Origin of the sequence: Burkholderia sp. WTPI3, assembly GCF_021483755.1 — a bacterium.
In the GTDB taxonomy this organism is placed as follows: domain Bacteria; phylum Pseudomonadota; class Gammaproteobacteria; order Burkholderiales; family Burkholderiaceae; genus Burkholderia.
The window spans coordinates 26604-45852 of record NZ_JAGIXF010000021.1; the positions used below are offsets into that span (position 1 = coordinate 26604).

At 66.6% G+C, this 19249-nt stretch carries 16 protein-coding genes and 1 pseudogene; 7 read left to right on the plus strand and 10 right to left on the minus strand.

Features of this window, described 5'->3' with window-relative positions:
* Positions 1-9: 9 nt before the first annotated feature.
* Positions 10-1212, minus strand: coding sequence for an amino acid aminotransferase (locus tag J7024_RS14080; protein ID WP_124826043.1), 1203 nt, complete (start codon positions 1210-1212; stop codon positions 10-12).
* A 58-nt stretch (positions 1213-1270) separates the two neighbouring features.
* The gene (locus J7024_RS14085; RefSeq protein ID WP_124826044.1) at positions 1271-2656 is read right to left on the minus strand and encodes an amino acid permease; all 1386 of its coding nucleotides are present in this window, start codon (positions 2654-2656) and stop codon (positions 1271-1273) included.
* A 319-nt stretch (positions 2657-2975) separates the two neighbouring features.
* On the opposite strand from J7024_RS14085, the gene J7024_RS14090 reads away from it, so the two are divergent.
* Positions 2976-3449 (plus strand): Lrp/AsnC family transcriptional regulator, encoded by a 474-nt coding sequence (locus tag J7024_RS14090; RefSeq protein WP_006479071.1) that lies wholly within the window; start codon positions 2976-2978, stop codon positions 3447-3449.
* A gap of 45 nt (positions 3450-3494) precedes the next feature.
* On the opposite strand, the gene J7024_RS14095 is transcribed toward J7024_RS14090, so the two are convergent.
* Complete coding sequence (locus J7024_RS14095; protein WP_234745133.1) at positions 3495-4406, minus strand: EamA family transporter; 912 nt, start codon at positions 4404-4406, stop codon at positions 3495-3497.
* Between the two features lie 349 nt (positions 4407-4755).
* On the opposite strand from J7024_RS14095, the gene J7024_RS14100 reads away from it, so the two are divergent.
* Complete coding sequence (locus tag J7024_RS14100) at positions 4756-6429, plus strand: phospholipase C (RefSeq protein WP_124826046.1); 1674 nt, start codon at positions 4756-4758, stop codon at positions 6427-6429.
* 114 nt (positions 6430-6543) lie between these two features.
* Positions 6544-7962, plus strand: a complete 1419-nt coding sequence (locus J7024_RS14105) for a cytochrome-c peroxidase (RefSeq protein ID WP_175750576.1) — start codon at positions 6544-6546, stop codon at positions 7960-7962.
* Between the two features lie 24 nt (positions 7963-7986).
* On the opposite strand, the gene J7024_RS14110 is transcribed toward J7024_RS14105, so the two are convergent.
* The 3 genes and pseudogenes from J7024_RS14110 to J7024_RS14120 all read right to left on the minus strand — a co-directional run.
* A complete protein-coding gene (locus J7024_RS14110) occupies positions 7987-8718 on the minus strand; it encodes a class I SAM-dependent methyltransferase (RefSeq protein WP_175750575.1) in 732 nt (243 codons plus the stop codon).
* A gap of 76 nt (positions 8719-8794) precedes the next feature.
* Positions 8795-9238 (minus strand): type VI secretion system amidase immunity protein Tai4, encoded by a 444-nt coding sequence (locus tag J7024_RS14115; protein ID WP_234745134.1) that lies wholly within the window; start codon positions 9236-9238, stop codon positions 8795-8797.
* Between the two features lie 97 nt (positions 9239-9335).
* Positions 9336-9572 (minus strand): annotated as a pseudogene (locus J7024_RS14120) (T6SS effector amidase Tae4 family protein); the annotation flags it as partial.
* A gap of 458 nt (positions 9573-10030) precedes the next feature.
* Between J7024_RS14120 and J7024_RS14125 the strand changes: the two are divergent.
* The 4 genes from J7024_RS14125 (at position 10031) to J7024_RS14140 (ending at position 14137) form a co-directional block, all read left to right on the plus strand.
* On the plus strand, positions 10031-10741 hold the full coding sequence (locus J7024_RS14125) for a GntR family transcriptional regulator (protein ID WP_124826050.1): 711 nt from the start codon (positions 10031-10033) through the stop codon (positions 10739-10741).
* A gap of 72 nt (positions 10742-10813) precedes the next feature.
* Positions 10814-11611 carry an SDR family oxidoreductase gene (locus J7024_RS14130; RefSeq protein WP_124826051.1) on the plus strand — a complete coding sequence of 266 codons (798 nt, stop codon included), beginning with the start codon at positions 10814-10816 and terminating at the stop codon, positions 11609-11611.
* A gap of 37 nt (positions 11612-11648) precedes the next feature.
* Positions 11649-12581 (plus strand): 3-keto-5-aminohexanoate cleavage protein, encoded by a 933-nt coding sequence (locus J7024_RS14135; RefSeq protein ID WP_124826052.1) that lies wholly within the window; start codon positions 11649-11651, stop codon positions 12579-12581.
* Positions 12582-12808: 227 nt separating this feature from the next.
* Positions 12809-14137, plus strand: a complete 1329-nt coding sequence (locus J7024_RS14140; protein WP_175760327.1) for an MFS transporter — start codon at positions 12809-12811, stop codon at positions 14135-14137.
* Between the two features lie 66 nt (positions 14138-14203).
* Here J7024_RS14140 and J7024_RS14145 read toward each other — a convergent pair whose 3' ends face one another.
* The 4 genes from J7024_RS14145 to J7024_RS14160 form a co-directional block, all read right to left on the minus strand.
* Complete coding sequence (locus tag J7024_RS14145) at positions 14204-15526, minus strand: TIGR00366 family protein (RefSeq protein WP_096498761.1); 1323 nt, start codon at positions 15524-15526, stop codon at positions 14204-14206.
* Positions 15527-15757: 231 nt separating this feature from the next.
* Positions 15758-17092 (minus strand): chloride channel protein, encoded by a 1335-nt coding sequence (locus J7024_RS14150; RefSeq protein WP_124826054.1) that lies wholly within the window; start codon positions 17090-17092, stop codon positions 15758-15760.
* Between the two features lie 172 nt (positions 17093-17264).
* The gene (codA, locus tag J7024_RS14155; protein ID WP_124826055.1) at positions 17265-18506 is read right to left on the minus strand and encodes a cytosine deaminase; all 1242 of its coding nucleotides are present in this window, start codon (positions 18504-18506) and stop codon (positions 17265-17267) included.
* A 72-nt stretch (positions 18507-18578) separates the two neighbouring features.
* Entirely contained in the window at positions 18579-19043 is a 465-nt protein-coding gene (locus J7024_RS14160) for a VOC family protein (RefSeq protein ID WP_124826056.1), read from the minus strand.
* Positions 19044-19249 lie beyond the last annotated feature (206 nt).

Consider the following 19249-nt stretch of genomic DNA (forward strand, 5'->3'; position numbering starts at 1 on the left):
GCGAACCGGTCAGACGCCGCTCTTCAGCACCTTGCCGATTGCATCCGCAACGATGCCGACGTTCGAGTCGTTCAGGCCCGCGACGCACATGCGGCCCGAACGCAGGATGTACACGCCGTGCACTTCGCGCAGCGCCTCGACCTGCGATTCGGTCAGGCCCGTGTACGTGAACATCCCGCGCTGCTTGACGTAGCGCGTCAGCGCCTCGCCGCTCACGTGGTCGCGCAGGCCGTCGTGGATCGACTGGCGCATCCGCGCGATGCGCCGGCACATCGCCGCGAGTTCCTCTTCCCACTGCTTGCGCAGCGCGGGCGTGTTGAGCACGGCCGCGACGACCTTCGCACCGTAGGTTTGCGGGTTGCTGTAGTTCGACCGCACCGCGCCGGCCAGCTGACCGAGCACGCGGTCGGCCGCGGCGGCATCCTCGCAGACGACGCTCAGGCCGCCGACGCGCTCGCCATACAGCGAGAAGTTCTTCGAGAACGAGTTCGCGACGAGCGCCGGCACGCCGCGGCGGGCCAGTTCGCGCACCGCGAACGCATCCGCGTCGAGCCCCGCGCCGAAGCCCTGGTACGCCATGTCGACGAACGGCAGCAGCCCGCGCGCCTCGATCACGTCGATCAGCTTCTCCCACTGGCCTTCGTCGAGATCGACGCCGGTCGGGTTGTGGCAGCACGCGTGCAGCAGCACGATGCTGCGCGCCGGCAGCGTGTCGATCGCCGCGAGCATCGCGTCGAACTTCAGGCCGCCCGTCGCTTCGTCGTAGTACGGGTACGTATTCACCGTGAAGCCCGCGCGCTCGAAGATGAAGCGGTGGTTTTCCCAGCTCGGATCGCTAAGCCACACTTGCGCGTCCGGGAAGTAGCGCTTCAGGAAATCCGCGCCGACCTTCAGCGCGCCCGAGCCGCCGAGCGTCTGCACGGTGGCAATGCGGCCGGCCGCACGCGCCGGGTGATCGGCGCCGAACACCAGCGACTGGACGGCGTCGCGATACGCGGCCAGGCCGATCATCGGCAGGTAGGGCTTCGGGCCGATGTCGCGCTGCAGCGCGGTTTCGGCTTCGCGCACGGCGTCCATCACGGGAATCCGGCCTTCGGCGTCGAAATAGATGCCGATGCTCAGGTTGACCTTCTGATCGCGCGGATCTTTCTGGAAGTTCTCGTTGAGCGTCAGGATCGGGTCGCCGGGGTACGCGTCGATGTGTTCGAACATGGCTATGTCGGTCTCGTTTGGAAGAATGATCGGTTGTGGCCTGGCCTGCGTGTCAGTGTCAGCGGATGGACGCGCCGTCGCGCACCGCGTAGACCGCATTCTTCTGACGGAAGCGATACCCGATCGCGAGCACCGCGAGCCATACCGGGATCAGGTACACCGACAGACGGAGATCCGGCGTCAGGTACATCACGACGAGAATGCCGGCCATGAACGCCAGGCACAGGTAATTCGTGAAAGGATAGCCCAGACTGCGGAAGGAAGTCTGCTCTCCGGCGATACGCTTGGCCTGGCGGAACTTCAGGTGGATCAGCGTGATCATCGCCCAGTTGATGATCAGCGCCGACACGACGAGGCCCATCAGCACCTCGAACGCCTTGCCCGGCATGAAGTAGTTGACCAGCACGCACACGCCGGTCGCGAGCGCCGACGCGCCGAGCGCGGCGAGCGGAATGCCGCGCTTGTTCACCGAGCACAGCACCTTCGGCGCATTGCCCTGCTTCGCGAGGCCGAACAGCATCCGGCTGTTGCTGTACACGCCGCTGTTGTAGACCGACAGCGCGGCCGTCAGCACGACCACGTTCAGCACGTTCGCCACCATGTTGCTGCTCAGCGCGTGGAAGATCAGCACGAACGGGCTGCCGCCGGAGACGACCTTTTCCCACGGATACAGCGACAGCAGCACGGCGAGCGCGCCGATGTAGAAAATCAGGATCCGGTAGATCACCTGGTTGGTCGCGCGCGGAATGCTGTGCTTCGGATCATCGGCTTCGGCCGCGGTGATGCCGATCAGCTCCAGCCCGCCGAACGAGAACATGATCGCCGCCATCGACATCACGAGCCCCGACACGCCGTTCGGGAAGAAGCCGCCGTGCTGCCACAGGTTCGCGACGGTCGCTTCCGGCCCCGCATGACCGCTCGCGAGCAGCCAGCCGCCGAAGCCGATCATCCCGACGATCGCCGCGACCTTGATGATCGAGAACCAGAATTCCGTCTCGCCGTACGACTTCACGCTCGCCAGGTTCAGCAGGTTGATCGCGACGAAGAACACCAGCGCCGACACCCAGGTCGGCACGCCCGGCCACCAGTACTGCACGTAGATCCCGACGGCGGACAGCTCGGCCATGCTGACGAGGATGTACAGCACCCAGTAGTTCCAGCCCGACAGGAAGCCGGTGAAGTGACCGACGTACTTGTCGGCGAAGTAGCTGAACGAGCCGGCGACCGGCTCGTCGACGACCATCTCGCCCAGCTGGCGCATGATGAAGAATGCGATGATGCCGGCCACCCCGTAGCCGAGCAGCACGGACGGGCCTGCCATCTTGATCGTCTGCGCGATGCCGAGGAACAGCCCCGTGCCGAGCGCGCCACCGAGCGCGATCAGCTGGATGTGGCGATTCTTCAGCCCCCGCTTCAGGCCGTCCTTCTCGTTTCCAGAAACCATGTCTTCTCCACTCTCTCCGCCCGCCGGAAGCGGTGCGGCGCGCCTCGGTGTGCCGGGCGCTGTTTTGCTATGCCGGCGACCGTTCGTGGAGCCACCGGGTTGGGGACTGCAATCTTCGCGTGGCAACGCCTGATGATTCGCGTCAACGGCCCCGCCAGACCGGCCGCCGACTGTCGTCTTCGCCGCATTGCTGCGGCCGCACACGAAAATCCGGCGTCAGTTTAGCGTCGCGACGACGAAATCGGGTTGCGTAACCTGCTCATGCAAACCCTACATTATGAGATAAGATTGCATCCAGGAGACAGATGAGGAAACAAAAATGCCTGAACCGGTTCTCGATCGCATCGATCGCCACTTGCTGTCGGTGCTGCAGGAGAACGGCCGCGCGTCGAACCTCGATCTGGCGAAGGCCGTCGGCCTGTCGCCCGCGCAGACACTGCGCCGCCACCGCCGGCTGGAAGAGATCGGCGCGATCCGCCGTTACGAGACGCGTCTTTGCCCCGATACGCTCGGTTTCGGCGTCACCGCGTTCGTGCACGTGACCATGGAGCGCGGGCATATCCGCGACCTGTCGAAGTTCCAGAAGCTGGTGTCGGATCTGGCGCAGATCCAGGAATGTTTCTCGGTGACCGGCGACATCGACTACGTGCTGAAGGTGGTCGCGCACGACCTGAAGGGGCTGTCCACGTTCCTGCTCGAGACGCTGATGCGCATTCCCGGCGTGAGCGGCGTGCATTCGAGCGTGTGCCTCGACGAGATCAAGTGTACGAGTGCGATGCCGGTGGAAAGCTAAAGCGTCGAGTGATGCACCGAGCCATGCGTCGTTCGATTGCCGTGTTTACCGCACCGCTTCAAACGCACTGATCAGCAACGAACCCGCCGCGATCACCGCGCACCCGGCCGCCCGGCGCCGCGTCAGCCGCTCGCCGAGATATACGCGCGCGATCAGCGCCGCGAACACCACGCTCGTCTCGCGCAACGCCGACACGGGGCCCATCGGTGCGCGATCCATCGCCCAGATCACGGTCCCGTACGCGAGCGCCGCAAATACGCCGCCGCACGCGGCCTTCGCCGTTTCGCCGACATCCTGCGCGAGCCGCAGCGACCCCGCCCGCAGCCGGTAGTACACGGCCATCATCAGCCCGGTCAGCACGAACATCCACGCGGTATAGCCGATCGTGCTGCCGCTTTCGCGTACGCCGATCCCGTCGACCACGCTGTATGCGGCAATCGACACGCCGGTCGCAAACGCGGTCGGCAACACCTGCGTCATCCGGTGCCGCGCACCGCGTCCTCCTTCCAGCCCGATCGCCATGATCCCCGCGCAAATCAGCACGAGCCCGCATTGCGCGCCCGCGCTCAGCCGCTCGCCGGCGAACGCCGCCGCGCCCAGGGTGACGAGCAGCGGCGCGGTGCCGCGCGCGACCGGATACGCGACGGTCAGGTCGCCGTGTTCGTACGCGCGCACCAGCAGCAGCGTATAGACCACATGAATCACCGCCGATGCGGCGACGCAGATCCAGCTCGCGAGCGAGATCGGCGCGGCGGCCGGCAGGAACAGCAGCGCGAACAGCCCGATCGCAATCTGCAGCACGGTGGCCGAACGCAGCCGGTCGCCGCTGCTGCGCACGAGCGCATTCCATGACGCGTGCAGGAACGCGGCACACAACACGGCAAACAAAACGGGAATCGGCACGCTGAATACTCGCTGACGGCCGGCAACGCGAAATCGTCGCCGCGGGCCGTACATCGTATGAATGCGTCACGCGATTGTCAAAAACGACCGGCTGCTCGACCGCCCGGCCGACCCTGCCCGCTGCGCGCTATCGCCCGCCGGACATGGCGCCCGGGGCAGTGACCGGGCCCCCGGCCGAATGTGTCGCAAAGGTGGCAGACACATCATACCTTTCCGTTGTCTTTCACCGCCCTCCGCGCCGTAATGAAATCGATACCGCAACGCAACCGCCGCGAAACCGCTCCGCCCCCATATCTTCATACCGGACTGTTTCAATGCCGGTGCTCTATCAACGAGCTCCGCGCCGAACCGACACGGCGACGGGGCCGATCTCCACCATCGCAAACCTATCTGGAGCTTCCCGATGTTCCGTCAAGCCTTGCTCGTCACCGCCTGCGCCGGCGCAACACTTGCGCTGTTCGCCTGCGGCGGCAGCGACGATCCCACGTCGACGCCCGCCGTGTCGTCGCAGGATGCGCTGAAGACCGCCACGCCGATCAAGCACGTCGTCGTGATCTATGGCGAAAACGTGTCGTTCGACCACTACTTCGGCACCTACCCGAACGCGTCGAACCCGTCGGGCGAACCGGCATTCACAGCGAAGTCCGGCACGCCGGCGGTCAACGGGCTGACCGGCACGCTGCTGAGCGCGAACCCGAACTTCACGAACACGGCCAACGGCACCGACGCCGCGAACCCGTTCCGCCTCGATCGCACGCAGGCCGCGACCGCCGACCAGAACCACGCATACACGGCGGAGCAGCAGGCCGAGGACAACGGCCTCGCCGACCTGTTCCCGAAATACACCGGCAAGGGCTCGTCCGGCGGCGCCGGCGCGTTCGGCACGAAGGGCCAGGTGATGGGCTTCTTCGACGGCAACACCGTCACCGCGCTGTGGAACTACGCGCAGCGCTTCGCGATGAGCGACAACGCATATACGACGGTGTACGGCCCGTCGACGCCGGGAGCGCTGAACGTCGTGTCGGGCCAGACCAACGGGATGCAGATCGTCAAGACGTCGGCACAGCCGTCGACGCTCGCGAAGAGCTCGTACTACATCAATGACGGCCAGGGCGGCTTCACGATGATCAACGACGTCGACCCGGGCTACGACGTGTGCTCGAGCACGACCGACCAGGCGATGATGACCGGCAAGAACATCGGCGACCTGCTGAACGGCGCGAAGATCACGTGGGGCGGCTTCATGGGCGGCTTCAACCTGTCGACGACCAACAGCAACGGCACGACGGGCTGCGCGCGCAGCACGATCGCCACCGCCGTGAACGCCGCGACGGCCGACTACATCCCGCACCATAACTGGTTCCAGTACTACGCGTCGACGTCGAACCCGCAGCACACGCGCCCGAGCTCGGTCGCGGCGATCGGCTCGAGCCTCGAAACCGACGGCAAGACGGCCGAACCGGCGAACCACCAGTACGACACCGACGACTTCTTCGCGGCAGTGAAGGCCGGCAACTTCCCGTCGGTCAGCTTCCTGAAGGCGCCGGCCGCACAGGACGCACACGCAGGCTATTCGGATCCGCTCGACGAGCAGGCGTTCGTGACGAAGGTCGTCAACTTCCTGCAGCAACAGCCCGACTGGCAGAGCACGGCCGTGATCGTCACGTATGACGACTCGGACGGCTGGTACGACCATGCATACACGACGCCGACCCGCTCGTCGTCCGACGCGGTCGACCAGGTGAACGGCAACGGCAAGTGCGGCTCGGGCGGCACCACCGGCGTGAACGGCGGCACCGTGAACGGCCGCTGCGGCCCGGGTGTGCGCATTCCGCTGGTCGTGATCTCGCCGTACGCGAAGCAGAACTACGTCGACCACACGCAGATCGACCAGGCATCCGTCGTGCGCTTCATCGAGGACAACTGGCTCGGCAGCCAGCGCATCGGCGGCGGCTCGTTCGATGCGTCGGCGGGCGATCTGCGCGGCCTGTTCGACTTCTCGTCGAAGCCGAATACGGCGCCGTTGTATCTAGATCCGACGCAAGGCACCGTGCTGAGCGCAGCGCCGGCGATCTGACCGGCATTGCATAACACGTAGCAGCACGCAGCAGGCCGGCGCATCGTGCGCCGGCCGTTTCCATTCAACGCGCCGCTTCGTGCGGCGCCCGCACTCCGACTTTCGACCGACAGCATGACAGCTCGTCCCGCGTACCCGTCTCCCGACGCATCCGGCGCCGCCGCGCCGCGTTCCCCTTCCCGCGCGCTGCGCCGCGCGGCGCTCGCGCTCGGCGCGGTCGTGCTCGGCTACGGCGCGTTCGCAATCGCGTTTCCGGCCCGCACGCCGGCGGCGATCGGCGAGCTCGTCGCCGACTGGACTGGCGCGAATCCGCATCCGGTCGTGCTGCAGCGCCCGGCCGCTCAGCCGCTGTCCGCGGTCGCGCAACTGGGGCGCGCGCTGTTCGTCGATCCGTCGCTGTCGGCCTCCGGCAAGCAGTCGTGCGCGTCGTGCCATAGCCCCGATCACGCGTACGGCCCGCCGAACGGGCTCGACGTGCAGCCGGGCGGCCTCGCGATGACGCAGCAGGGTTATCGTCCGCCGCCGTCGCTGATGTACCTGTACCGGCAGCCCAACTTCAGTATCGGCCCCGACGCCGGCGAAAACGACGCTGCGCCGAGCGTCGCGCAGCAGGCCGCGTCGGCGGCCGGCGTCGTCAAGGCACAGAAGGTGGCCGGCACGTCGGCCGCACCGCAGCTCGTGCCGCAAGGCGGCATGTTCTGGGATGGCCGCGCCGATACGCTGCAGCAGCAGGCGTTCGGACCGCTGCTGAATCCGGTGGAAATGGCGAACGCAAGCATCGACGACGTCGCGCGCAAGCTCGCGCAGTCGTCGCATCGCGCGCAGTTCGAGCAGTTGTTCGGGCCGCGCGTGTTCGACAGCCCGCAGCTCGCGGTATCGGAGGCGATGTTCGCGATCGCGCGGTATCAGGTCGAGGATCCGTCGTTCCACCCGTACAACAGCAAATACGATCGCTGGCTCGAAGGCCGCGCGCGCCTCACGCAGGCCGAGCTGCACGGGCTGCGGCTCTTCAACGATCCGGACAAGGCCAATTGCGCCGGCTGCCACCTGTCGAAGCCCGGCAAGGACGGCTTGCCGCCGATGTTTACCGACTATCAATACGAGGCGCTCGGCGCGCCGCGCAACCGGCAGCTCGCGCAGAACCGCAACCCGGCGTTCTACGATCTCGGCGTGTGCGGACCGTTCCGCGAGGACCTGAAGGACCAGACGCAGTATTGCGCAATGTTCCTCACGCCGACGCTGCGCAACGCCGCAACGCGCCACGTGTTCTTCCACAACGGCGTGTTCCATACGCTCGACCAGGTGATGGCGTTCTACAACGAGCGCAGCATCTCGCCGCAGAAGTTCTATTCGCGCGGCGCGGACGGCAAGATCGACGAATACGACGATATTCCGGCGAAGTACCGTGCGAACGTCGACGTGACCGATGCGCCGTTCGATCGCAAGCCCGGCGACAAGCCCGCGATGACCGCGCAGGACATCAAGGATATCGAAGCGTTTCTCGGCACGTTGACCGACGAGCCGGCCCGCTGAGCGGCGGCGGGCCACCGCGCGGCGTCAGCAGCGCGCGCGGATGCAGAGGAAGGCCGGCGACAGCGACAGCTCCGCATGGAGCCGTTCCGACACGGCCTTCATCTCGGGCAGCGGCAGCGGCTCGACGAAGCGCTCCAGCCGCCAGCCGGCGTCGGCGAGCGCATTCAGGATGTCGGCAAGCGGGCGGCGCCATGCCTCGACATACGGCTTCGGTTCGCCGAAACCCGACCAATGAATGCCGAACCGGTTCGTGTCGAAGTACGTGCCCTCCCCGTGCGTGCGCTCGTCCATCCAGTCGCGCATCGGATGGGCCATCGAGAACGCCAGCGTCGCGCCCGGCCGCGCGACGCGCCTGAATTCCCGCAGCGTCGGCGCGAGATCGCGCAGATAGTCGAATGCGAGCGAGCACAGGACCTTGTCGAATGACCGGTCGGGCAGCCAGTCGAGCGGCGCCGCGAGATCGCCTTCCGCGACGTCGACCGCGAGCCCCGCGCAGCGGGATTTCGCGAGTGCGATCATTTCGGGCGTAATGTCGAACGCATGGACGGTCGCACCGCGGCGCGCGAGGTGCTCGCTGCAGATGCCGGGCCCGCAGCCGGCGTCGAGCACCGTCAGGCCGTCGACGTCGCCGAGCAGCGCCAGCGTCGCCGGCCGTTCGTAGAGTGCGTTGTGCGCCTTGGTCGGCGCGATGTCCGCATAGCGTTGCGCGAAACTCGCGTACGCGCGGCGGGCGGACGGTTCGTTCGGGTCGGTCATGCGGCGTCCGTCGGGAGAATCGGAGTGTCGATTCTGCCCGATCGGCGCGCGGACGGCGACGTTCGAACGTCACCGCTTATCGCGGGTTCTCGGCCCGGTACGTGCTGTTCGGGCGCAGGACGAGCTTCTTCTCGGCGGCGTCCAGTGCCTTGCCGTGATACAGATCCATGCACTTCAGGTAGTCGAACCTGACGTCCGCGACTTCCGATTCGACAACCGGATTCCGGTAATCACGTGCAAGGTATTTCGCCACCAGCGCGTGCACGACGTCCGGTGCGCGCTCCAGGTCGTAGTAGGTCCAGTCGCGCAACGCGTTCGTGCTGCTGCCGATATCCTTGCTCACGGCGGGCGCCTGCGCGTAGGCGGTAGCCAGGCACTGCGCGAGCACCATGTCCTTGAAGTTCTGGAGGTAGGTCCGTGAGCCGGCTTCCGGCGACGTTCGGGTTGCCTCCTTCGCCGACACCGTTGCAGGATGAAGCGCAGCACATGCCAGTGCGGTCGCGATCCAGGCTCCCTTCATGACAGACTCCAAAAATCCGCACGATCCGTACGATAGCGTGCGCCTGGTTCATTGAAATAGCAGTGGTCGTACACGTACGTCCATTGAACAACGTTGCATGGCCCTGAGCATCACGCCAGCCGGACACCTCGAACAAGATGACGCCCTGTCGGCCGGCCAGCGGCCCACCGTTCGACGGCGGATAATGGACTCCGTCCGACTTCCCCCAACGCTGTTCGAGAAATCGAATCAAGTCACGAACGCGAAAAAAGTATTGCCGATTGTCTCCGCCCGATACCGTTTGCTCGGGAACTCGGGGAATCACCATGCCGGCCTCTCCGAGGATGTAGCTCATTCTCACCGCACAGATGTTGCTCCATCGTTCCGAAGGATTCGGATTATTGACGTTCTTCTCAACGTATCCACCGATCACTTTCGCGGCCCGCTCGCCGGAATTGGCCGGATCATAAATGCGCTGGGACGCCGCCCACGCAACGGCAAATGAAGGTCGTTTCACTTCGACTCCTTGTCATCGGAATTAACTTGGTTGGCTGGAGTGCATGGGAAAATCACCGCGACTCATGGTTTCCCGAAACGCTTCGGGTCCTTCATCCCGTACATCATGCTGCACTCACTGAAAGCGTTTTGTAATAATAATCGGGCGATACCTGTCCTGCCCTCGCCCACCTCCCGCGAAGCACCCCCTCGTTTTCCCCAACCCCGACCGTCTTGACTCCCGTCGCCCGATCGACAACACTTCGCACATCGCAAGTGTGATCACAGATCGCAGATCAAACCCAGGAGACCCCCGCCTTGGCGCCTCGTATCGTCCCGCCCGCACTGAAAGCCATCGAATCGGAAACGATGGCCGACAAGGTCTATCAGCAACTGCGCGAAGCGCTGATGAGCGGCCGTTTCGCGCCTGGCCAGGCGCTGAGCCTGCGCAGCGTCGCCGAGGCGGTCGGCTCGTCGACGATGCCCGTGCGCGCCGCGCTCACGCGGCTGCGCGCCGAGCGCGCGCTGGTCGACGGCCCGAATCGCGCGCTCGTCGTGCCGCCGATGACGCTCGACATGCTCGATGAACTGCGCGACGTGCGGATCGCACTCGAAGGCTGCATCGCCGAACGCGCCTGCGCACGCATGACCGACGCTCAGATCGCCGCCGTCCGCAAGACCTGCGAAACGATGCAGGCACAGGTCGAGGCCGGCCGTTCGCGCGCGTACCTGCAGAGCAATTTCGCGTTCCACAGCGCGATCTACGCGCACGGCGCAAGCGAAAGCACGCTCGCGATTGTCGAGAACCTGTGGATGCGCGTCGGGCCGTTCCTCAACATGGTCGCGCTCGATATCCCGCACATGCGGCGCTCGATGGATGCGCACCGCGCGATCGTCGATGCGCTCGAACGGCGCGACGGTGCCGGCGTGCGCGCCGGCATCGCGCTCGACATCGGCGGCGCGGCGCACGATCTCGCCGAGACGTTGCGGGCCGAGCAAACCCCGCGGCGCGCAAACGCAAAGCCGTAGCGGCCGCATTGCGCAGCAGCCGGTCCGGCGGCGGCGCATCCGATACAACTTCAACGATGGAGACAACCCGGCATGACAGCTTCCGACCTGCTGAAACCCTATGACGGCCTGCGCGTCCTGGTGACGGGCGGCGCCTCGGGCATCGGTCTCGAGATCGCCGACGCGTTCGCCGAATGCGGCGCGCGCGTCCACGTGTGCGATGCATCGCAAGCCGCGATCGCGGCGCTGGCGGACCGGCCGTCCCGCCCGGCGATCAGCGCGACGCTGGCCGACGTAGCCGATCCGGCCGCGGTCGAGCGCGTGTTCACGGACGTAGCGGCGGCACTCGGCGGCCTCGACGTGCTGGTCAACAATGCGGGCATCGCGGGCCCGACGGCCGGCATCGACGAAATCGATCCGGTGCAGTGGGAGCAAACGGTCGCGATCAACCTGACCGCGCAATTCCAGTTCGCGAGGCGCGCGGTGCCGCTGCTGCGCGACGCGAAGCACGGTGGCGCGATCATCGCGCTGTCGTCGGTCGCGGGGCGGCTCGGCTACGCGTTCCGCACACCGTACGCGGCGACCAAGTGGGCCGTCGTCGGCCTCGTAAAAAGCCTCGCGATCGAGCTCGGGCCGCTCGGCATCCGCGTGAACGCGATTCAGCCCGGCATCGTGCGCGGCCCGCGGATGCGTCGCGTGATCGAGGCGCGCGCGCAGCAGCTCGGCATTGGCTACGACGAGATGGAGAAGCGCTATCTCGAGAAGATCTCGCTGCGGCGCATGACCGATCCGGCCGAGATCGCCGCGACCGCGCTGTTCCTGTGCTCGCCGGGCGGACACGGCATCACCGGGCAGGCGATTTCCGTCTGCGGCAACGTCGAAGTGCTCTGACGCTTCTCTCGCATCGCTCACCGAAAGGAATCCATCCGTGGCAAACGCTCGCAAAGTCATCATCACCTGTGCGCCGACCGGCGCGATCCACACGCCGTCGATGTCGCCGTACCTGCCCGTGACGCCCCATCAGATCGAGACAGCCGCTGTCGCGGCTGCCCAGGCCGGCGCCGCAATCCTGCATCTGCACGCACGCAACCCGTCGGACGGCAAGCCGACGCAGGACCCCGCCGTGTTCGCCGAATTCCTGCCGCGCATCAAGGCGCAAACCGACGCAGTGATCAATCTCACGTCGGGCGGCAGTCCGCACATGAGCGTCGATGAACGGCTGCAGCCGGCGCTGCATTTCCAGCCCGAGATCGCATCGCTGAACATGGGCTCGATGAACTTCGGGCTCTATCCGATGCTCGAGCGCTTTCGCGAACTGAAGCATCCGTGGGAACGCGAACATCTCGAGAAGAGCCGCGACCTGGTGTTCAAGAACACGTTCGCCGACATCGAGACGATCCTCACGCGCTGCGGCGCGAACGGCACGCGCTTCGAATTCGAGTGCTACGACATCTCGCACCTGTACAACCTCGCCCATTTCGTCGACCGCGGGCTCGCGAAACCGCCCTTCTTCGTGCAGAGCGTGTTCGGCCTGCTCGGCGGCATCGGCGCGCACCCGGAAGACCTGATGCACATGCGCCGAACGGCCGACCGCCTGTTCGGCGACGATTACGTGTGGTCGATTCTCGGCGCGGGCCGCAACCAGATTCCGCTCGCGACGATCGGCGCCGCCCAGGGCGCGAACGTGCGTGTCGGGCTCGAGGACTCGCTCTGGATCGCGCCCGGCAAGCTCGCCGAATCGAGTGCAGCGCAGGTGCTGAAGATACGACAGGTGCTCGAGGGCCTGTCGCTGGATATCGCAACACCAGCCGAGGCGCGCGCGATGCTCAAGCTCAAGGGCGGCGACGCGGTCAATTTCTGATCGCCGGGTAACGCCCGCACCCGCCCTGCATCAGGACCCGCAAGCGCAGAGACAAGGCGACGGCCCGCGCCGGCGCCAGGACGCCCTTCATCGCCCCGCTCCCGTCGAGCGCCGCCGGCGCGGCTCCGTCGTCTGCTCCTCCGCTGCGCGCGACGCAGCGGCCTCTGTCGAACGCGGCGCGCCGTGCTTGCCGTGTGCGCCCGTTCGCCTTTACCGGAGTCGTCCGCATGTCCACTCACCACGCCCAGGCACTGCCTTCCGCCGCCTGCGACGCAAGTGCGTCGCTGAACCGGCTGCTGTTTCGCAAGCTGATGCCGCTGCTGATCGCCGCCTATGTCATCAGCTTCCTCGACCGCACCAACATCGCATTCGCCAAACACTCGATGGGTGTGGATCTCGGCATTTCATCCGCCGCCTACGGGCTCGGCGCGGGTTTGTTCTTCCTCACCTACGCACTGTTCGAGATCCCGAGCAACCTGATCATGCACCGCGTCGGCGCTCGCTTCTGGATCACGCGGATCATGATTACCTGGGGTGCGCTGTCGATCGCGATGGCATTCGTCGGCGGCCCGACGTCGTTCTATGTGATGCGTCTGCTGCTCGGCGTCGCCGAAGCCGGGCTGTTTCCGGGCGTGATGCTGTATCTCACGTACTGGTTCGGTCGCGAGGAACGTGCGCGCGCGACAGGCTATTTCCTGCTGGGCGTGTGCATTGCGAACATCGTCGGCGGGCCACTCGCCGGCGCGCTGATCGAACTCGACGGTTCGCTCGGCTTGCACGGCTGGCAATGGCTGTTCGTCGTCGAAGGGATTCCCGCGATCCTGCTCGCCTTCGTCGTCTGGATGCGCCTGCCGGACCGCCCCAGCAGCGCCCCGTGGCTCTCCCCCGAAACCGGTCGGGCGCTCGAACGCACGCTGGCGGCCGAACAGGATGCCGGTGTTGCCGCCCACGGCGGCCACGCATTCGGCGCCGCGCTGCGCGATCCGCAGATCTGGCTCGCGATCTTCGTGTACTTCTGCCACCAACTGACGATCTACACGGTGATCTTCTTCCTGCCGGGCATCATCGGCGCATCAGGGCGTTTCTCGCCGTTCGCGGTCGGATTGCTGACCGCGTTGCCCTGGCTCGCCGCCGCGCTCGGCGCAGCAACGCTGCCGCGCTTCGCGCGCGAGTCGCACCATTCGCGCCGGATACTGTGTGCCGGGCTTGTGGTGATGGCAGCGGGGATGGTCGGCGCCGCGCATGCGTCGCCGGTGGCCGGCCTCGCTTGCGTGTGCGTCGCCGCGTCGATGTTCTTCGTCGTGCAGTCGATCGTATTCACGTTTCCCGCGTCCCGACTCGCGGGCAGCGCGCTGGCCGGCGGCCTCGGTCTCGTGAACACGTGCGGGCTCCTCGGCGGCTTCGTCGGCCCGACTGTCGTCGGCGCTATCGAACAGGCGACGGGCAATGCAAAGAACGGGCTCACGCTGCTCGCCGCAGCGCTCGTCGTCGCGGCGTTCGCAAGTCTTGCGCTGCGCCACGGGCACGAACGGCCCGATGCGCGCTCGAACGACTGAGCTTCCGCGCGATTCAAACCGGCGCGATGCGGCGACCCCGTCTCGTCCGCATCGCGCCGCGCACCGTCAGAACAGATACATCCCCGCGACGAACACCACGCCCGAGAACAGCAGTGTCGTCACGCAGTACCCCATGATGTCGCGCACGCCGAGCCCGGCGATCGCGAGCGCGGGCAGCGCCCAGAACGGCTGCGCCATGTTGGTCCACGCCTCGCCGTACGCGATCGCCATCGCGGCCTTGCCGAGATCGGCGCCGAGCGCCTGCGCGGCCGGCATCACGAACGGGCCCTGCACGACCCAGTGGCCGCCGCCCGACGGCACCGCGAAGTTGATCACGGCCGAGCTGAGGAACGCGAGCAGCGGGAACGTGTGCACGTTCGCGATATCGACGAACCACTTGGTGATCACGCCCGCGAGACCCGAGTGATCCATCAGCGCCTGGATGCCCGCATAAAACGGGAACTGGATCATGATCCCCGACGCACCGCGCGCCGCGCCGGCCACCGCACGCGCATAGGCCATCGGCGTGCGGTGCAGCAGGATCCCGGCCGCGAGGAACGCGAGGTTCACTGTGTCGATGTCGAGCGCGAAACCCTTCTGCATGAAACGCAGCACCAGGAACACCGCGCACAGCGCCGCGACGAAGATCGACAGCGCGCGGCTCTCTTCCAGTCGTTCGGCGAACGTCGCGTCGGGTCCGAGCTGACGCTCGACGCTCGGCGGCTCCGCGAGCAGCGCCGGGTCGACGCTGACGACCTCGCCGGGCTTCGGCATCATCATCCGTGCGAGAAACGGCAGCATCACGATCAGCCCGATCGTGATGAACGCGTTGTAGCCGGTGAAGATCGTGTGCGACACGGGAATCAGCCCGATGGTCTTTTCCATCGGATTGCCCTTCGTCGCGGCGACGAGCGGGACCGAACCCGACAGCCCGCCGTGCCAGCTCAGGAAGCCCATGTATGCGGACGCGACGAGCAACCGGTAGTCGCTGCCGGCCACGCGGCGCGCGACTTCACGTGCGAGCATCGCACCGAGCACGAGACCGAAGCCCCAGTTGATCGCACAGGCAAGCGCGCCGACGAACGCGACGAGCATCACGCCCTGCCCCGGCGTGCGCGCGGTGCTTGCGAGCGCAACGAGCATGCGTCGCACGGGCGGCGAGCTCGCGAGCGCGTGGCCGGTGACGAGAATCATCACCATCTGCATCGAGAACGCGAGCAGGTTCCAGAAGCCGGAACCCCACATCGTCGTGAGTTGCGCGGGCGTGTTCGGCGTGAGGCCAAACGCGAGCGCGAACGTGACGATCGTCAGCAGGATCGCGAAAATCAACGGGTCGGGCAGCACGCGGTGGACCACCTGCGTGAAAAAGCGGGAAATGCGTTGAATCAACTTGAGCTCCTCGTTTCCTGACAGGGACGTCCGCGCGTGTGGTTCGTTGTTCGGTGCGCGGAATCGCGCGGATTCTTGCACAGAACCGAAAGACGCGCTTCGGCGTGCGCCCCGGCGTGATCCGGCAGCGATACGCGCGAGAAACGGATGAGAAACGGGCGAGGAAACGGGGAAAAAACGACTGCGGCCGGCTCGGGCTCCGCCTGCGAGGATGATGGATAACGGCGCAGCTCAGCGAGCAGCCGTCGCCGGCGTACCGACCATCGCCATCGCATTCGCACGCCGCTCCGCCAGCTTCTGCGCGAACCGGTACGCAACGAGCGAACCGGCCACCGCCAGCAGCATCGGCACGAGACTGTCGTGATTCGCGTGCGTGAATTCGAGCAGCAGCACGACGGCCGTGATCGGCATCTGCATCGACGCAGCGAGAAACGCGGTCGCGCCGATCAGCGCGCATCCGCCGATCGACGCGCCTGGCCACACGAGGCTCCACAGCCCGCCGAGCACGACACCCAGCAGCGCGCCGTTCGCGAGGCCCGGCGTCAGCAACCCGCCCTCGGCACCCGCGCGCAAACTGCCCGCCTCGATCAGCACCTTCAGCACGAGCAGCGCGGCGGCAAGACCGATCGTCAGCGAGCCGTCGAAACCCAGCGAAGCCGGTCCCTTGCCATTGCCGAGCAGTTGCGGAAACCGCGTCGCAAGCACACCGATCACCGCGAAGTTGATCAGCGCGAGCACCGGCAGCAGCCGGCCCTTCGGCGCATCGGCCCGCGCACGGGTCGTAAGCCGCACGAAGCCATACGCGGCGAAGCCGAACAGCGGCCCGCAGACGATCGACCATGCGACGAGCGGCGCGCTCAGCACGAACGGCGGCACCGCGTACTGGTGTTCGTTGCCGAGACCGATCCACGCCACGACCGCCGCGATCGCCGACGTGACGATCGCCACGACCAGCGCGCGCATGTCGAACGTGCCGAGCAGCACTTCGAGCACGAACACGGCGCCGCCGAGCGGCACGTTGTAGACGGCCGCGAGGCCGGCGCCCGCGCCGCACGCGACCATCAGGCGACAGTCGGCGGGCGTGAGCCCCGCCCGGTGCGCGAGCCGCCCGGCCAGCAGCGAGCCGATCTCGCGCGGCGCGACTTCGCGGCCGAGCGGCGAACCGAGCGCGACGGTGACGATCTGCAGCAGCGCGTGAACCGCCGTGCTGACGAACGGCATCCGCGGGTCGGCCGCGCGAACCGCACGGCGAATGCTGACCAGCGGCCGCCCGTATCGATAAAGCGCCCACCAGCCGCCGCCCGCGACGAGCCCGCACACGACCAGCACCGCCAGCCTGCGCAGCGGATCGGCCCGGGTCACGCCCGTGAGGAAGCTCTCGGTGCCAACCGCGTGCTGGAGGCTGTAGCCGTAGGCGACATGCTGGATCGCGTGCAGCAACAGCGCGAGCAGCATTCCGCCGAAGCCCGCGCCGAAGCCGGTCAGGACCGTGACGACGGCGATCCGTGCAAACGGGCTGGTGGACGGCGAAGAAGACGCGGAAGCGAACGGGAGATCGGGGCGCATGAGGTCGGCGAACGAGGATCGAAAGACGGCGCGCACCATGCACGCCGCCGTCAGGACCGCATCGTAGGCCTCGGCTTATCATGCGACAAACGTATTTTTCTGATCAACTCATGTATTTTTAGAATACTGTGGTGACGGCGCACCGCGACGGGCGCGCCGCCCCGTCATGGCGTCACTCTGAATAAGTCACCCGCTCCGGCTCGCGTCGCATGATTACCTTCCCGTGCCGTACCGAGAGCGTGGCCTTCGCCTGCCGGCGCACCGCTTCGTAATCGCTGCCCGCGTCGAGCACGACGAGGTTTGCCGGACGCCCGACCGCGATCCCGTAACCGTCGCCGAGATGCATCGCCGTCGCGCTGTGATCGGTCACGAAGTCGAGGCAGCGCTGCAAGTCCTGGTAGCCCATCATGTGGCAGATATGGAGCCCCGCATCGAGCACCCGCAGGATGTTGCCGTTGCCGAGCGGATACCACGGATCCTTGATCGAATCCTGCCCGAAGCACACGTTCAGGCCCGCGCGGTCGAGCTCCGCGACGCGCGTGACGCCGCGCCGCTTCGGAAACGTGTCGAAACGCCCCTGCAGGTGGATGCTCTCGGTCGGGCACGAGATGAAGTTGAGCCCCGCGCGCTTGAGCAACCGGAACAGCTTCGAGCAATACGCGTTGTCGTACGAACCCATCGCGGTCGTGTGGCTCGCCGTCACGCGCGCGCCCATCCCGCGTACGCGCGCTTCTTCCGCGAGCACTTCGAGAAAGCGTGAATGCGGATCGTCGGTCTCATCGCAGTGCACGTCGACGAGGCAACCGGTGCGCTCGGCCAGATCCATCAGGAAGCGGATCGAACTGACGCCCTGCTCGCGGGTGTTCTCGAAATGCGGAATCCCGCCGACGACATCCGCGCCAAGTTCGATCGCCTGCGCCATCAGCGCGCGCCCGTCGTCGAACGATTCGATGCCTTCTTGCGGAAACGCGACGATCTGCAGATCGACCAGCCCGCGCGCCTCGTCCTTCACTTCGAGCATCGCCTTCAGCGCGGCCAGCGTCGGATCGGTGACATCGACGTGCGTACGCACGTGCTGGATGCCGTGATCGCGCAGCATGCCGATCGCCGTGTGCGCACGCGTCTTCGTATCTTCGTGCGTGATCGTCGCCTTGCGTTCGGCCCAGCGCTCGATCCCCTCGAACAGCGTGCCGCTCATGTTCCAGGCCGGCTCGCCGGCCGTGAGCACGGCATCGAGATGGATATGCGGCTCGACGAGCGGCGGAATCGCGAGGCGCCCGCCCGCATCGACATCGTCGGCGCCGACGGGCGTGACCGGCGCGGTTTGCGCGTCGATCCGCGCGATCTTGCCGGCGTCGATGCCGATCGTGAACAGTCCGTCGCGGTCGCGCAGGCGTGTATTGAACAGGTTCATGTGGGTCCAGGCGTCATGCGGCCCCGGCGGGCCGCGTGGTGGGGAAACCGGTTCGGGCAAGGCGCCCGGCCGTTATCTGAAATCCTCGATCTTGAGGCCGGTCGCCGCGCTCATCTCCTCGTTCGACACATCGCGCACGTGCTTGCCGAACGTCCATACGTGCCGGCCCGGGTCGCGGGCGCGATACACACGCTCGCCGTAGAACTGGTCGGCCGGCGCCTGCAGGATCTCCGCACCGGCGGCACGCGCGCGTTCGCAATGCGCGTCGATGTCCGCGTCGTCGGGAAGATGCACGCGAACGCTCTGCGTGTTCCGGTCGCCGGTATCTTCCGGCGACGCGATGAAATCGGCCCACGAACCGCCGACCATGACGACACCGTCGCCGAATTTCATTTCGGCGTGGGCGATGTCGCCTTCCGGCGTGGTGACGACGATCAAGCGCTGGAAGCCGAATGCGCGCTCGAGCCACGCGAGCGCGGCTTTCGGGTCGCGATAGCACAGCGCGGCGCTGAAGGACGGACGGCGAGGCGTGGTCATGGGGTGTCTCCGGATCCTGTCGTCGGATTGCTCATTCTCCACGCACCCGCCGCGGCGATCAACTCCCGCCCCGGAGACGCCCGTGTTGTCGATGCGCGACACGGGGTGCGCGGCCGCCGCGCGCCACATACCTCATCGTCATGGAAAACCCATGACCCGCCGGGCTCACGCCGGTTTGTGAACGCCGTGTGACGCACTCTTGCGCG